Origin of the sequence: Spirosoma sp. (assembly GCF_048594605.1) — a bacterium.
Classification (GTDB): Bacteria; Bacteroidota; Bacteroidia; order Cytophagales; family Spirosomataceae; genus Spirosoma.
On the sequence record NZ_JBMDWV010000407.1, the window covers coordinates 1 to 16948 of the forward strand.

Annotated in this window: 10 protein-coding genes and 1 pseudogene; 5 read left to right on the forward strand and 6 right to left on the reverse strand. The window is 47.4% G+C overall.

Features of this window, described 5'->3' with window-relative positions:
- On the reverse strand, positions 1–376 hold a 376-nt coding region (locus tag ACOJS8_RS25405; RefSeq protein ID WP_420151367.1), incomplete at its 3' end, for a helix-turn-helix domain-containing protein.
- Between the two features lie 306 nt (positions 377–682).
- On the opposite strand from ACOJS8_RS25405, the gene ACOJS8_RS25410 reads away from it, so the two are divergent.
- From ACOJS8_RS25410 to ACOJS8_RS25430, 5 genes are all read left to right on the forward strand, one after another.
- Entirely contained in the window at positions 683–2479 is a 1797-nt protein-coding gene (locus ACOJS8_RS25410) for an SAVED domain-containing protein (RefSeq protein WP_420151368.1), read from the forward strand.
- Positions 2480–2630: 151 nt separating this feature from the next.
- Positions 2631–3812, forward strand: a complete 1182-nt coding sequence (locus ACOJS8_RS25415; protein WP_420151369.1) for a nucleotidyltransferase — start codon at positions 2631–2633, stop codon at positions 3810–3812.
- Entirely contained in the window at positions 3799–4203 is a 405-nt protein-coding gene (locus ACOJS8_RS25420) for a hypothetical protein (RefSeq protein WP_420151370.1), read from the forward strand. The genes ACOJS8_RS25415 and ACOJS8_RS25420 overlap by 14 nt, the downstream gene beginning before the upstream one ends.
- Positions 4204–4264: 61 nt before the next feature.
- A complete protein-coding gene (locus ACOJS8_RS25425; protein ID WP_420151371.1) occupies positions 4265–5662 on the forward strand; it encodes an AAA family ATPase in 1398 nt (465 codons plus the stop codon).
- Entirely contained in the window at positions 5655–6287 is a 633-nt protein-coding gene (locus ACOJS8_RS25430) for an RloB family protein (RefSeq protein WP_420151372.1), read from the forward strand. The genes ACOJS8_RS25425 and ACOJS8_RS25430 overlap by 8 nt, the downstream gene beginning before the upstream one ends.
- A 165-nt stretch (positions 6288–6452) precedes the next feature.
- On the opposite strand, the gene ACOJS8_RS25435 is transcribed toward ACOJS8_RS25430, so the two are convergent.
- The 5 genes and pseudogenes from ACOJS8_RS25435 to ACOJS8_RS25455 form a co-directional block, all read right to left on the reverse strand.
- On the reverse strand, positions 6453–8708 hold the full coding sequence (locus ACOJS8_RS25435) for a glycosyl hydrolase family 95 catalytic domain-containing protein (RefSeq protein WP_420151373.1): 2256 nt from the start codon (positions 8706–8708) through the stop codon (positions 6453–6455).
- Positions 8709–8960: 252 nt separating this feature from the next.
- The gene (locus tag ACOJS8_RS25440) at positions 8961–10496 is read right to left on the reverse strand and encodes a RagB/SusD family nutrient uptake outer membrane protein (RefSeq protein WP_420151374.1); all 1536 of its coding nucleotides are present in this window, start codon (positions 10494–10496) and stop codon (positions 8961–8963) included.
- Positions 10497–10525: 29 nt separating this feature from the next.
- Positions 10526–13714 (reverse strand): SusC/RagA family TonB-linked outer membrane protein, encoded by a 3189-nt coding sequence (locus ACOJS8_RS25445; RefSeq protein WP_420151375.1) that lies wholly within the window; start codon positions 13712–13714, stop codon positions 10526–10528.
- A 999-nt stretch (positions 13715–14713) separates the two neighbouring features.
- The gene (locus ACOJS8_RS25450; protein WP_420151376.1) at positions 14714–16201 is read right to left on the reverse strand and encodes a capsule assembly Wzi family protein; all 1488 of its coding nucleotides are present in this window, start codon (positions 16199–16201) and stop codon (positions 14714–14716) included.
- A gap of 147 nt (positions 16202–16348) precedes the next feature.
- Positions 16349–16948, reverse strand: a pseudogene (locus ACOJS8_RS25455) (MFS transporter); the annotation flags it as partial.

Below are 16948 nucleotides of genomic sequence, written 5' to 3' on the forward strand. Positions count from 1 at the left end.
TAATAACAGTTGATTGTAGTTGGTTGTTAAAGGTTCGATTAATCCGTAGCAACTCTTCAACTTCAAAGTAGCGTTCCAAACGATCGCGTACGATCTCCGTTATGCTACTTATTTCTTTAGCCCCCAACTTCGATTTTTTTCGAAATTCAATATTAGTGAGCTCAATGGTAGAGGACTTAAAGAAGTAATCTGGTTTGACTCCTAATGCTTCCGCCAAACGAATTATCACGGACTGTTCAGGTAACATTTTGCCATCCTCGTATTTTTTGATGGCTCCATAACTAACAAAATTATCTATCTGGTCAGATAGCTCGCGAAGGGACAACTTACTTAATAAACGGGCTTGTTTTAACCGGGTAGCAAAGAGCTGGTCCATATACTGCTGTTAACAGATGAGCAATAATGCTAATAGTTTAAAAATGCAAAATAGTAGCAAACATACTCTAAACTGCTTATCAAAAGGTTAAAATCACCCTACTATTCGTGCCAGGGTTAACAAAAATAGATTTTCTTGTTAACAAAGATGATTAAGAAACTATTTTTGTTAACCCTGTGTTTTTTGACTGATTCCGCTCCAGAACTATCAGTGATGATAGATGTATTGGCAACGCTAGAGCCATCTCCGCTGCTGGTCGAAGCAAAACTTAATTGACGTATATACTACACCGTAATCAAGTAAACCATGAGTAATGCAAACAGTTTATTGATCATTCGCCAGCCTGGCTTACGGGCTATATCGGAAGATGAAGTCCTGAACGTTCTTACACCGGAAGAGAATCGATTACGTCGGTATGATATGCTCGTGGATATGCAACAATATCCAATCGATGGTGGTGTTTGGGATGATTCAGAGCAGTATATTTTACAACGAGCCCGGGAAATTCGACAGTTTGCTGATGAAAAAGGGGCTGTTAAGCTACTTTATTTTGGCATAGCGGAAGTGCCTCATATCCTTGCTTTAGGCGCTTACTTAGGAGATCAACGCCGAGTCGAAGTTTATGATTTTAGTCGGGATCGCGATTCCTGGCAGTGGCCAGAGTTGGACAACACCCTACAAGTAAAAGCGAATCAAATACCGAAAGAAGTGGTCACCCAAAGCGGTTCCGCAGTTATTCGCGTTGAGATTTCTTATGCGGTGGCCGATGAAGATGTGGACCAAGTAATTGGTAAAGATCGGTTAGCGGATATTCGGATTCAACTTGAAGGTGAACGATCACCCATGGTTGCCTCTACAGTTCGCTCCCCTGAAGATGTTCAACATATTCGGGAAACCTTTCGCAAGGCCTTGGCCGATTTGATTCATTATCGACCAAACGTGAACCTGATTCATTTATTTATTTCTGCACCCGCACCCGTATGCTTTGTAATTGGCCAGGAACTTCAGCTTCGTAACAATGTACCTGTTCAGACTTACCGCTTCCGTCGAATAGCTGGCGAACCCGCTAATAAACAGGCTATTTTATTAACGGCAGAGGAAGCCGAATCTGCGGCCATTCAATTATCACCAGAGCAGAAACTGCGTGCATCTGAGATTCGGACTAAAATCTGGCCACAAGCCTTGCAATCCGTGATTGACTACGCCGAATCATTACGGGAAGAGTCGGAAGGACGAGAAGGTCCTTGGTATAATTATTTACGAAGTCGAACCGATTTAAACGCAGCCAAACCATTTCCTCAACTGCCACCACTATGGGAAGTTGTTCAAATGAATGATACGGTTGATCCAGAACCTTATACTGGAGGTGAATATGGACATACCAATGATAGCAATCGATGGCGGTTGAGTGATACGTTGTTAATTGGGTTGTCAGACGCCTGTCGGGATGATTATGAGCTCATGCAGTTAATTCGGCTGTTCTTGTTTCATGAATATTTGCACTCCCACCATTCTCTGACAAAATACAATGCCGAAGGAGTAGGTCGATTTGCCAATGTATTAGAGCGTCTAGATTATATGGCTGATTTGTATGCTCTACTTCATCAATTAGATTATATGCTGCATTATGAACGGCAAGTAGTCAATAATCATCAACGCGAATTTTTAACGGAACAGTTAGACCTTGTTTTACGCTCTACCTGGGCATTTATTCCAGGGACAGTAATCAATCGTTGGCAAGTGCGGTCAGTTCGACGACTGCTCAATTGGTATTGGCGACATGCTCAGGTTCAGCAGAGCCGTAGCTTGTCTACTGCCTTTAATGTACTAGCTCAACCGCCCGCTATTGAGCTTATTGGGCCAATGCTCTCCGTAGGTGGAGGCCGCATTTACGCATCAATGACTCAGTTGGATCCGACTGTAGAACTATCCCTAGGTATGGTGCTGGAAAATGCTAAGTTTCTGCGCATACTCAACGGAATAAATTCCAACCTGCCAAAGCTAATGGATGCTTTTCGGACGCGACAGCATGAAGGCATTAAGGTATTTTTTCTAGGTGTTTTTGAGTCAGCTAAGCAATTGGGTGGGGCCTTACCCAGTTAAGAATACCTTTTCACCCTTACTGCTATGAGCGCAAAAAATCGAAAGGAGATAACTAATTCTGTAATAGCTAAGCTTTGGGCACAGCCGGCCGGATGATTTGCCTATACTGGATGTAAAATAATCAATTAACCCCCGTAATAACCTGTAAAGTATGGTCACGACCCAATTAACCGAAGTAAGCCGCATTTTAGAGCAACTAGCTCAAGTGTTGGATATTACTCCGAGCCAGTATCGTCAGGCTGTTGAAAGATATCAAGCCGTTGGTCGCTACTTAGAGCAACCGGATTCACCACTGGCTCCTTTTAAACCTAGTATTTTTCCGCAAGGATCGTTCAGATATGGAACGGTGATTAAACCCATAACTGACAAGGACGAGTTTGATGTTGATACGGTTTGTCTTCTACAATTAACTCGTCAACAAACTACTCAGCCCCAGCTAAAGAAAATGGTCGGGGATTGGCTGAAAAAAGACGCAAACTATGCACGTATGTTGGCGGAGGAGAAGCGACGGTGCTGGCGACTGGATTATGCTGAAGCTACCCGATTCCATCTGGATATTTTGCCAGCTATACCTGATCGGTATCAATGGTTAATCAATATGGAGGTTCCTCTGGAATTTGCCAGCCATGCTCTTTGTATTACAGATAAAGAAACCTGGTCAACGGATATCGACTGGCCACGCAGTAACCCAGAAGGATATGCACTCTGGTTTGAACGCCAAATGCAAATCATTTTAGGCCAGCGACGCCAGTTATTGGCTGAGCAGCTGCAACTAGAGGCAAAAGATGTGCCTTTGTATGAAGTGAAAACCCCGTTGCAGAGATCAATTCAACTACTGAAACGACACCGGGATTTCACCCTTGGTGATGATGAAGATAAGCCGATATCGATCATTATAACCACATTAGCTGCCCTTTCCTACAGAGAAGAACAGGATGTTTATTCTGCTTTGCAAAACATACTCCAAAACATGACTCAGTATGTGCTCTGGAAAGATGGTCAATGGGTGATTTGCAACCCCGTAAATCCACTGGAAAACTTCGCGGATCGCTGGAAGGATAGTCCACGGAAAGCAACGTTGTTTTTTGATTGGGTCAACCAGGCCAGAATGGATATTGGCAATATTATTAAACGCCAAGGGCTTTTTGAAGTTGCCAGCGCTATGAAGCCTGTGTTTGGGGAAACGATGGTCAACCGGGCCGTCAATCAGTTTGGTGAACAAAACCGGCTCTTACGAGAAGAGGGTTCATTACGGATGCAGAAATCTACTGGCATCCTCACAACCGCTTCTGGTATTAAGGTTCCCAATCACACGTTCCATGGCCGCTCCTAAACCTAAACCTCTTTCATTAGCAATTCAGGCTGAGCACTTGCGGCAAATAATGCCTGAATCGCGCTATTTGATTGAGTCCGGTGAACTGCGTTGGTGGGGCTATTTATTACCAAGCCCCCTCAGCCAGTCCTATCGGGTAAAGCTGACGTATCGACTTACTGGTAAGCCCAAAATACATATACTCTCTCCCCAATTAATTATCCCACCTGACAAAAAGCTACCTCACATCTGGTCAAAAGATGATTTATGCCTCTACTTCCCTGACCAGAAGGAGTGGCATTTAGGTAAAATTCTGGCTCATACGGTTCTACCTTGGGCGTCGGAGTGGCTTTTTTTCTATGAAATTTGGTTGGCTACAGGTGAATGGGTAGGTGGGGGTACTACGCATTGACTTTGAACTAAATTTGGCTATAATTGCGTTTGATTTGTGAATTTGTCGTAATTATAGACCTATGCTTGCTCAAATTCGACTAAAGAATTTTATGTCAATTCGCGACGAGCAGGTTTTTAGCCTCGTTGCCGTCACCGGTTTAAAAGAACAGGAACAATATTTAACCGAAAATCTGGTAGCTGCTTCAGAGGACCTGGGTCTTCTTCGTTCAGCGGTCGTCTATGGAGCTAATGCCAGTGGTAAAAGTAACTTGCTACGGGCTATTGAGTTTTTTATTGATACCATTACCCTTTCCCCTCCAACTGGTTCGGCAGTTGATTCCTATAGTCCATTCGTACTTGATCAAAAATCCCCCAGTGAACCAACGTTATTAGAAGCTGTATTTGTCATCGATCACGTAGCTTACCGCTATGGATTTGAAGTACAGCAACAAACCGTTGTCGCAGAATGGCTCTTTATTCGTCGCAGGCAGGAGACTTATGTTTTTGAACGATCGGGTCATGAACTGCGTATCAACAGGCCTTATAAAAAACTGCTGGAGCTTCAGAATAATAAGATGGTATCGCAAACAGCACTTCTACTAAACCTGGGAGCGCTATTTAATGATGAAACCTGTCAAGCGGTTCAGAACTGGGCATCAGGTGTTCGTTATATTCAAGGAACCGAAGATTATCAGTTTCGAGATTATACAGTTCAATATTTGGAGCAGCCTGAAAACAAACAACGTATCTTAAATCTGTTACGGGATGCCGATTTGGGAATCGAAGATATTGAATTAATACGGCCTGAAACTAACGTATTAACTGCATCTGCGGGAGCAGTAGTAAGTTCGCCAAAATTTTATGGAGGTGGCGATTGGGTTCCCTCTAATCCAACCGGAATGCACGAGTATCTTCAAGGTTCTTTTAAGAAGAAAACACGAGTTACGCCAAAAGTAAATGTTAGCATAAAATCAACGCGCGTAATATGGGATGATGAAAAGAGTCAGTTTAAGTCAGTAGCTATGCCTTTTACCGCATTTGAATCCCAGGGCACTCAAAAATTTTTTAATCTTATTGGACTTGTCCTCTGGCATTTGGACAATGGAGGAATTCTGATTGCAGATGAATTAGACACGAAACTGCATCCGTTGTTGACGCAGCGAATCGTGCAGTTATTTAACAGTCCGGTAACGAATCACCAAAATGCTCAGTTCGTATTTGCAACGCATGATACCAATTTATTGAGTGCTGGCCTGTTCAGACGAGATCAGATCTGGTTTACCGAAAAGGATAATACGGGGGCTACTCAACTTTACGCGCTTACCGATTATAAACCGGGTGGCAAGACGGTCCGTAACGATGAGCAGTTAGAGAAAAATTATATTACTGGAAAGTATGGAGGTATTCCTTATCTCGGCAACTTTGATGCGCTGTTTGAATCTAAATCATCAACTAGCGAAGCCGTAATACATGAGTAAACCGTCGCAAAAAGAAAGTCCATTTAGGCGACGATCTGCTTTCCGGTCACTCCGCGAATCATTCTTGATACTCTGCGAAGGTGAGAACACTGAGCCGACCTATTTCAATTCATTTCGTCTTTCAACAGCCCACGTAAAGGCCCTATCAGTAACTTCAGGCGACGCGATGGCAGTCGTTAAAGCAGCCATAAAACGTCGACAGGCAGAATTTGAAAAAGGGAATGAATATGACCATTATTGGGTAGTGTTTGATAAAGATGCTACTCCAAGCGATCAATTTAACTCGGCTATTGCCTTAGCTGAATCAAAGGGATTCCAAGTAGCTTATAGTAATCAAGCATTTGAGATTTGGTTCATATTACATTTCGATTACGTGTCTGGACCAATGCACCGAAATCAGTATTCAGACAGATTAAAGGTCTTGTTGGGCTTTCCGTACAGTAAGCATACAGACACAGCTAGATTAATGTTTCGAGTATTACTTGATCGGCAATCATTAGCCATAGAAAACGCTAAACGACTTTATAACCAATACGATAACGGGCCTGACTATCGAAACCCGGCTGAAGAAGAGTCTAGTACGACCGTTTATCAGTTAGTCGAAAAGTTAAGATCATTTAAGTAAGCGTGGCCAAGTTGGCCTAGACGTTCAATTAAACCTCAGTCCCATCATAAAAGCTGAACTTTTAAACTGAACGGTTTTATTGAACGCAAAAAGGGCTGTTTCTAACCCCTTCCCTCCTCCCCGGCCACCGTCCAGAAAAACCTCCGATAAAATCAGGACAAGACATTAGTCAACATTTGTAAACTCGATTGACTGGCCTTTTTTAAGGGTTACGGTAACGATATGTTCCTGCTCAGATTTGGCGCTGGATGCCAGTATGTTTTTCACCTGCCAGTTCGTAAATGGTAATTTAATCCGTAATATCCCACCTTTTTCGGCCATTGCAGTTACCGAAACAGGTTTCCCGCTTTCCTGACGGGCACTGATCAGAAACGCGCCTTCGCAACGTAAGTTCGTAAAGGTTACATTCCGCCAATCAGCGGGTACGGCTGGAAATACCTGCACGTAACCATTTCGGCTTTGCAGTAGCAACTCGTGCACACCCTGTGCGAAGGCAAAGTTGCCTTCTAAAGTGAAGGGACGATACGTAAAGCCCGAGTATTGCCCACCTTTCTGGTCACCATTTAAGTGGAAACTATTGGGTGAGCAGAAGTTTGACGCAAAAATCTGTAACTGACGGGCAGCTTTGTCGGCTTCGTAGGCACGGGCATACAGGCAGGCCATCCAGCTAAACGAGTAGCCGCACCAGGCTTTAGTACCTAATTCTTCAATACGTTTCAGTGAATTGTCAATCAGCGTCTTATCAGCGGGTTTGTTAACATCAAGTAATGCCAGTGGGTAGATTGCCATGCACTGCGCCAAATGCCGATGCGATTCGTTTAAATTCTGCCCCGGGGCGATGGTCAAGCCGGTTTCGTTCGTTTCGTAGTCGGGTAACTGGCCGAGTAGCTGCTGCCAGTGCGTGGCTTCCTGCGACTTTCCAACGGCCCGGCTTAGTTCCGTAGCTGCGGTGAACAGAAACTTAACCAGCGACAAATCGTAGCTGCTCCAGTCCAGAAACCAGGCGTTGATCCGATTGTCGTTGTATTCAGGGCTCGAGCTTAATGGTAGCTTACGAACCCCTGTTTCGAACCGTGTAATGTTTTCTAAATATGTAGCTACGTCGTGAATATACGGATAGGCTTTCGTCTTCAGGAACGCATCGTCCATGCTGTATTTCCATTGCCAGTAGAAATGCTGGGCACACCAGGCCGCTACGGTAGGAGACAGCGAGTACTGAATCCAGCCGCCCATAGGCTCTCCGCTTAAGGTAACAACGCCCGGTACGTTTAGCCCCCCTACGCCAAAATACTGTCGGGTGTAAGTCCGATTTTTGTCCCGGATTTTCCAGAGCCAGTCCGTAAACGTCGCACCTTCAGCCAGGCGATTGCCTGTATAGGTTGGCCAGTAGCTCAATTGCGTGTTCAGATCGTTATGAAAATCACCCTTCCAGGGGGGCAGGCTTCCATTGTCGGCGGTCCAGACGGCCTGCAACGTAATGGCAGGGGCGCCCGCGCGCGATACGCTACCCAGCTTGTACATTTCCAGATAATACTGCTTTTCTATGAGCGTATCGGGTAATGAAACCGCCGATTTCGCCCAGAATCTCTCCCACCAGTCCGTATGACTTTTCTGCGTTTTATCAGGCGCGGGCTCGGTTAGTACAGCCGTTTTATCGTTCGCTATGGTCCAGTTTCCCACCAATTTATTGCCCGATAAGACTTTCCATTGGATAAGTACTTCATAAAAATGATTGTCGTACGTTGGCTGTCGGTAACGAATGCTGTTCGCTGTTCGGGTAACAGTCCCTTTGGCATAGCCTAGTTTTTCCAGCCCTTCACCCGCGTGTGTGTTGTCGTTTTCGCGCTGTGTTTTGCCGCTAGTATAGTTAGGCACAATCAGAGTGGGCAGTAGTTGTTCTATAGCTGCCAGGTTCTCGAACCAGAAGTGACCTTCCGGCTTCTGAGCATGGATATAACAACGAAATCTCCCTCCATTGGCGAACGTAATGGAATTAACAGCGGTGCGTATATCCAGTACGTTCGATACGACGCTGCCCAGCGATTTAATAGGAAATTCAAGCGCAGCGGCTGGTAGTTTGGTCGGATAAGGAATGTTATCGTAAGGCGCATCGCCCAGTTTTTGAACTGGCTTATATTCCTTTTTCAGCACCTGCTGTTCGACCCACGCAAAATTGAACCTACTCAGATCAAGTGCTTTCCGTTCGTCCCATAAATCGGCGCGGTCGAGTGAAAGGCGTAGGACATCATTTTTCTGCCAGATCAGTACCCCCAACATACCATTGCCGAGTGGCATGGCTTCATCCCAGCGGTTAGCCAAATGATCGAATTGAAGATTATACGCGGGTTTTGGCTGAGCTGATGCCCGACATACTAGTAAAACGAGTACCGCAAACACCCGCAGACGGAAAAGGTAGGGCATAGTGTCAAACCGTAATATTTTCATTGATTTGTTACGTTACGCGGGTTAGCGTAACCTGTTTAACGATAGCTTTTTCGGGCTAATTTGTCAGGTAATGGAAAAAATGAGCCGAACGTATCTTAATAAGGAATGTTAATAGTTTCCAAGTACTGGCAGCAGGATATAGACATGTAGCTTTTTTGTCTAAATGAAAAGGTGGTAATCCGATAACAACGTAGCATTACCACCTTTTCGGCATACCTTAGCTACTTCTCAATAACCAGCATTTTGAACCAAACTTTTATTTCTGTCCAATTCCGATTGAGGGAAGGGAAGAACATTATTCTTCTCCCCAAAAACCAACGACTGGCCGGCTGGATTCTTGATGGCCGATAGCTTGGCGGCCATAATATTCCAGCGCTTCAGGTCAAAATACCGATGTCCCTCCAGCGCTAACTCAACCCGTCGTTCGTGGCGAATAAATTCCCGAAGCGTTTCTTTTGCGTTATACCTGGCTTCATCTACGGGTGGTAAGCCCACACCAGTACGTGTGCGGATGGCATTCAAGGCTGCATAAATACTGGCATCGGGCCCAGTCGCTTCATTTTTAGCTTCAGCATACGCCAGGAGAACTTCTGCATAGCGCATATGGACTACGTTCATATCCGTGACCGGTATTTTGGTCCGGTCAAACGGTAACTTTGACAAGTCCATGTATTTCTTTTGCGCAAACCCGGTCAGTAACGGATCAGTGTGGGCAAAATTTGAGCCATCCGGATTTTTCAGCGGTTGCCCCGGCAGCTCAATTGTCAGGCTGAGCCGTGGGTCTCTGTTAACGTATGGCGTTGCTGCGCTGTAGCCCGAACCCGGGTCATTAATCATTTTCCCGTTGGCCATTTCGTACTCATCAACCAGATTTTGATACGGATTGATGGCCCCATACCAGCTAATCTCAACCAGCATCCCTTCATTTCCCTGCGGGTTATTGGGGGATAAATATTTGGTCGAAAAAATGATTTCCGGGTTATTCTGCTGTGTATTGTTCAGGAACAGGTTGGCGTATCCACCCTGGTAAATAGAAAACAGTTTTGAATTGATTATTTCATTGGTTAACGTAGCAGCCTCTGCCCAGTTTTGTTGAAACAGGCGGACTCTTGCCTTGAGCATCTGCGCACTAGCCTTCACCGCGTGACCCGAATAAGCCGTTGCCGGTAATTTCGAAATAGCGTAATCAACATCTTCCAAAACAAACGCCAGTACTTCATCCCGGGTACTTTGCTTAATCTTTGCCTCTTCAGCGGTTTTCGGGCCTGTTTTATAGACGACAACCCCACCGAAAAGTTGTACCAGATCGAAGTAGTACATCGCCCGTAAAAAACGAATTTCAGCCGAGTACGTATCGCGTAAGGTTTGAGATACAGCCGTAACCCCGTTAATATTTTCCAGAAAGTAATTACAGGCGGCTATCCCCTGATACGGTTGATTGTACAGACCTGTATTGACGTTGGACGAATTGATTACACCCTGAGTGGCTACGTTAAAACCAAAATAGCTGTGTCGGTCGTAGGCGTTATCGGAATACGCATCTAAAAAGGGTTTACGGTGACCATACACTGCGTTTTGCAACGTCCGGTACACGCCTACCAGGGCCATGTTTACGTCAGATTCTGTTTTCCAGAACGTAGCACCCGATATAGCATTGAGTGGATTTTTATCCAGAAAATCCCTTTGGCAGGAACTGATCGTGACTAAGAGCAGTGAAGTTAGTAGGCCGGAAATGATATAGGTTTTGATATGTTTCGTTTTCATGATTGCTATCAGAAAGGCGGGTTGAGGGATCAAAATTTGAGATTTATACCGGCGGTTAAAACCTTTAGCTGCGGGTATTGGGCAAAGCGAGAGGTTGGATTTGAAGCCGGATCGCTGGCACGTTCCGGGTCGTTGCCTTCGTATTTAGTCCAGGTAAGCAGATTGTCACCAGACAAGTAAACGATCAGCCCTTTCGAACCGATTTTGTCCAGTATTTTTTGGTTAAACGTATAGGATAGATACACGTTTTTCAACCGCAGGTAGGAGGCATCCTGAATGTAATACGTAGAGGTATATCCGGATACGCCTGCGTACCCATTCAGGTAGACAGCGGGCACGGTATTGCTTGGGTTTGTTGGCGACCAGGCGTCGAGAAATTTCGTTGTTGGTGCAGTACCCTGTATAAACGGATCGTAGCCCCACCCGTTCACCAATACATTTATCCCCTGAACGCCCTGAAAGAAGGCCGTTAAATTAAAGCCTTTCCAGCCGGCATTCAGATTAAAGGAGTAGTTGTAGGACGGGAAGCGGCTGATACGAACACGATCTTCAGGCCCTACGGTTCCATTCCCATTCAGATCATTTATTTTCAGGTCGCCCGGCCTTAAAACGCCGGAGTTCGGCTGCTTTGGCGAGTTGTCGATCTCGCTCTGATTTTGAAAGATACCCGTCCATTCGTAAACAAAGAAGTTGTTGTAAGGCTGGCCAACCTCAATAGTTCCCAGGGTTTCGGCCAGCAGGCTGGTTACTTTATTTCTATACCGATGGAAGAGAACACTGGCTCCGTAGGTAAAGTCGCCAATGCGGTGGTTGTGTCGTAACTCAACTTCAATCCCCGTATTTTGCATGGCCCCTGCGTTCACAATTGGCGCGGCCAGGCCAACGCTATTGGGTAGATCAGCACGTTGCGTAAGGATATCGGTCGTGTTTCGTTTATACCAGTCGATTGTTGCGCCGAACATACCTTTGAACAGATCTACATCGAGCCCAAAATCCAGCATGGATGTTTTTTCCCACTGCAAATCTTTGGTAACCAACCGGGTTATCTGCGCCCCGGTATTCAGCGAACTACCAAATGGGTAAGCCGTTAAGCTTAATACATCCTGATATGGATAGTTACCTAAGTTACCAAAGTTACCAATCTCCTGATTCCCCAGCGTACCGTACGAGGCACGGAGTTTTAGATTTTCCAGCCAGGAAATTTTACTCTTCAGGAAGCGTTCGTCTGATAGTTTCCAGGCGGCTGAACCGCCACCAAATATCCCGTACCGATAGGTCGGATCGACGCGTGACGTGCCATCATTTCGGATATTACCCTCCAGAAAATACTTTCCTTTATAGTCATAATTGATCCGCCCAAACTGGGAGCGCAACGCCCACTCCGTAGCCGTTCCATTGACCGACTGGTTGGTCGGGCCACTCCCATCGATGACCATGATAGACGTATTAGGAAAATCATACCGGGCGCCCCCCAGATTTTCAGTAACGTTGTTTTGCTGTTCATAGCCCGCCAGGATGCCTACATTATGATCAGCTCCAAACTGCGTATTGTAACTAAGTGTGCTGAAAAGCGTTTTCGTGACGGCTCTTGTATTATTTTCCTGTAATCCATTGAAGGTGGGGTTACCATTGGCAACCTGCGCATAGGTACCCGACGCATCGGGCTGGTAGGCGTAGGAAAGGGATGGAAATTGCCGGTTTTTATATTGCTCATCGAAATAGGTGATCGCTCCCTTCGTTAACCATTTTAGTTTGTTGGTTATACTGAGCTCGGCAAACGCCTGTGCGTTAACGTTGTAGGTTTTTGTATACTGGCCACCCGTTGCATAGACTTCCTCCACGCTCCGATTGCCGGTACCGTTCGTGCTGAAATCACGATTCGTAATCCGACCACTTCCGTCGGGCAGAAAGGGTGCCATGGTGGGTGCAGAGGCATAGGCCAGTAGCAAGAGATTGTCGTTTGTCAGCCAGGGTGCTTTGGCATCCTGATAGGACAGATTGATGTTCGTGCCGACCCGTACTCGCTTGTGCACCTGCGTCGAGTAATCAATCAATCCATTATACCGCTTATAGTCGTAGCCCTTCGTGACGCCTTTTTGATCGAGAAAATTGAACGAAAGATTGTAAACAGACTGCTCGGTCCCACCGGAGAAACCAACATGATGGTTTTGAATGGGGCCTTTACCCAGCACGTAATTTAACCAGTTGAAATTAGGATACTTGTCGCTGTTGGGATTGTTCCTGTACAAGTCAATCTGTGCCTGGGTGTAAATTGCCGGCTGACCACTTCGAATCCGGGCGGCATTGTACATGTCCATATACGTAACAGAATTGGTGATCAGGTCGGGGTATTTTGTTGCCTGGCTGACACCGTAATTTCCGTTGTATTCGATCTGGGCTTTACCCGCTTTTCCTTTTTTTGTCGTAATTAAAATAACGCCGTTAGCGGCTCTGGCGCCATAAATGGAAGCAGACGCGGCATCTTTTAAGACCGTTACCGTTTCTATATCCTGCGGAGATAAATTCCTGATGGAAGCAATGATCCCGTCGACTAACACCAGGGGAGCCGACGAAGCCCCAAAAGAACCCAGTCCCCGAATCCGTAACGACGCATCGTCCCGGCCCGGCTCGCCGGTACTCTGAACAATGTCCAGTCCCGCCACGCGCCCCTGGAGAACGTTTTGAATATTGGGAACTGGGCGCTGGGTAAGCTCCCGACCCGTAACGGTCGATACGGAGCCCGACAAGTTTGCTTTTTTCTGCGTACCATACCCCACCACGACGACTTCTGAAAGGGCGGCTGCATCGGCTTCTAACGTAACATCGATCGTCGTTTTAGTGCCGACAGGCACTTCCTGAGCGATATACCCGACGTAACTAAATACCAGTAGGGCGCCGGTGGGTACTGCTAAACTGTACTTTCCCTGCGCGTCTGTTACGGTTCCTGTCGTACTTCCTTTCACCAATACACTTGATCCAGGTAGCGGAGCATTTCCCGAATCGAAAACGGTACCGGTAATCTGTCGGTTTTGCGAGAAAGCCAAGTGAGTGCTAAAAACCACCAAAAAAAACAGCGCTGTAATGAAATTGGATGCCCATCTTTTCCAAACGGGTATCAGCCGGAGATCCCTACGACCAGAACGAGCCTGCGCTGCTGTCCTGCGATCAAATGAACGTAGAGAAAAATGCCCTAAACAACTCGTAAAATGGTTCTGCATAGGATTGGAAGGTTAACGGTTAGAATTCCTTAAATTGAATACGTTATAAGAATTGCCGCGTGGTTTCTCTCATGAATACCAACCCCTTTAGTAAACAAGGATAGTCGCCAGCAACTACTTAGTTAGTGTAGAAAGAGCGGTCTAGTGAATAGGTGTGAATACCATGGCTGTAATATAAATAAAAGTCAAAAATATCTCCGAATTATCTCAAAAAATACATTGCTTCACATTTCCAGTATATTATTGACCTGGATCAGTACCGAGTTTTGATTAAGGCTTTATTAGTGTACTCAGGCCAATTTAGTCTGGGTGTGAAGCTTGATTTTATAATGTTTTCCACTTGCTCGATACGCTCTTCTGCATTTTCTGGACTATACAAGGCCTTAATTCATTCGAAGGTTATTGGCATAGTAGACATCCATCCGCTCACTACATTGTGTCAGTGTAAACGAGCATCTCACGCTGCTACTTAAAAATCCCTTTCTACTTGGTTAGATTTGGACGTACTGCCTTGTAACTGAGCAAGTTTCTACTACCAAGAGCAAGTAGTGATTGTTCACCAAAACGTCGGCAATTTTTCAAGGACAAGACAGCTTGGCTATAGAGCGAAAATGTTCGCGCCAGCGGCTAGTTCTTTCCCGTACGCTGGGCCAGTTCCACAGCCCTAGCTAGCCGCTCTACTTCGGCAGACACACTAGCGTCTGGAGACCAGGCTGGCTTAGTCTTGGCTAGCCGACTCAAGAAAGCTACCGGGCGCATCTTACGACCGCTGGTGGGCTCAACAAAGGAAAAGCTTGAGAAAGCCCATTCATTTTTTTGGGGCAGCTGATGCAGGCGGTACCGCGTTAGCCACCCTTGAACGAGTACCCCTAAGCACAGCAAAACCAGCCATGGTAAAACCACAGAACCGCTACTTGGGCCGCGAACTACCCTGGAACGATATGCTTTCATAGGATAATTTTATCTAAAAGAGTGACGAGAGCGTATATAGCAGGTTTATCACCAGTTTTTACGTAGTCCAATAAAGCCCCCCACCGTGTTGGGCAGTAGCTCCCCTTGGTCCATAGCTACCGAAGCTACCAAGCGGAGATTAGAGACATTGGGCACTTGCCACTGCCCGTTGACCAGCGCCGATACCTGTCCAAAGGGAGTCGGATAGGGATTGGAGTACGTCCCATAATTTTGACTGTACGACAAGCGAAAGAACCAGTCCACCCCCTTCCCTACCTGACCACTCGCCCCCAGATAGCCCATCGTCAAGCGGTTGTTCGGGAAAAACTGTCCGCCTTTGGCCCCCGTCTGCAGGTTAGCCTGCGGCAGGATAAAAGGCGTACCGATCGTACGGCCCTGATACGACCAGCCTTCCCGGTACTGACCGTGATTGAAGTAGTTATCTTCCCCCTGGAACGCCGAGTTTAGATCGAACGAAGCCCCACTTTGATCCAGGGTGCTTAAATACTCCACTACCACCCGGTTCAACCAGCTCCGGGGCGCATCGACCGGTCGGTGCCAGCTTAGGCCCGTTAAGCCGTCCGGTAGATTCTGTCCTACCAGCCCCGAGTAGTCTTCGTAGATGTGCTGGTGATACAACAGCCAGGTGCCCGTCGGGGTAGTCAGTTCGATGCCGATATCCGCACTGCCCAGCCCGTTGCCAAACCAGTAAGCCCCGTCAAAGCTGGTATACCCCGGGGCCGACCACGCCCGGGGGCGTAGCCCTAGGACGATGTCGGGGTAATAGCTAACTGAAGACGGCAACTTGCCGTCAATGGCCACGGGTGAGCCCTTCAGGTAGTCAGCCTGTCCACCCCATTGTACCTCGTGATTGATGCCCAGATACCCCTTGAGTCGGCTGGTGGGTTTGCCCATCCGCAGGTACAGGTACTTCTGGTGCAGGTAGGCCCCCTGAATGTAAGTGTTCATAAACCAGCCGTGACTATAACCCGCGTTGACCGCCAGCCAGTTTTTCGTAAAGCCCAGGGGCACGTAACCCAGGGTGGCCAGCTGAATCTTGGGAATGGGCAGGGCGTTGTTTGATCCATTGATAAACCCTGATGAAAGCGTTGAATCGCCCAGGCCCGTCAGCTGCCGCCAGCGCCCGGCGGACAGCTCCAGGGCTTTCCAGCATAGTTTGCCATACAGAACCGGCAAAATCAGCTGCGGGTTGGGTGTGGCGTTCCCGACTCCTTGTATCCCCATGCACCAGTCGAAGCGACCCCGGGGAGCCATTGTGTCCCATCGGGAATAAGTCTTCCATACATCGGCTCGCAACGTAGCGGCTGGCACGGTTGGCGGAACCGACCCGTATTGATTGGCCTGCAACCAGAAGGCCTGCACCGGCCCGGTGGCCAGCCAGCCGCCCCCTTCGAGCTGGGCGTTCCATCCCGATGGCAGGCGCGGTTGGGCCAGCCCCTTGAAAGGGATTGTTCCCATAGCGGTAATCAGCCAACAAAGCCGTAATACGGATCGGGGGTCGATAAGAGAGTTCATGATAGCATGGATTGCCGTGAGAAAACAGTCAGCCCACAGGCGCCTGACTTACCCCGGTTGACAGGGGGTTTGCATGAGATTTCGAAAACGCAGGAAATGCCCCCAACCGGTCATTATTTCTGGTGAACAGTCAGGCCTCGTCCACATTTACTCTTCCAGAAAATCAAGCGCCCGGTTGTGGGTTTCGGGAATGGTGAGGATGGCACAGAACCCCAGCAGAAAGCAGATGAGCCCCACCACAGCCGCTGCGTTAATGACGTTCAGTGACGGTTTAAGTGCCTGATAACCCAGCGTCATCGGGATCACCAGCCCGCGCACCATATTGGGAATCGTGGTAGCCGCCGTTGCGCGCAGGTTGGTACCAAACTGCTCGGCTCCAATGGTGACAAACATAGCCCAGTAGCCGATGCCAAGGCCCATAATCAGGCACAGGCCATACAACGCAAACGCACTACTAACGCCAACGTAGAGAAACAGAAGACAGCCTATCAGCGCCAGCCCCATCATCAGCCCAACCGCTTTCCGGCGCGAGGCCAGGTGTTGACTGATCAACCCGCTGGAGAGATCACCGACTGCCAGCCCCATGTAACTCCAGAGAATCGCCAACCCTGGTTGAACGTCCTGGGCGATCCCAAATGCCTTGCCAAACTCATTGCTGAACGTGGCCAGCACACCAATCACAAACCAGGTCGGCAGGCCGATGGCAATGCACTTGAGGTAGCGGCTCAGGCGGTTGCGGTCGGTAAA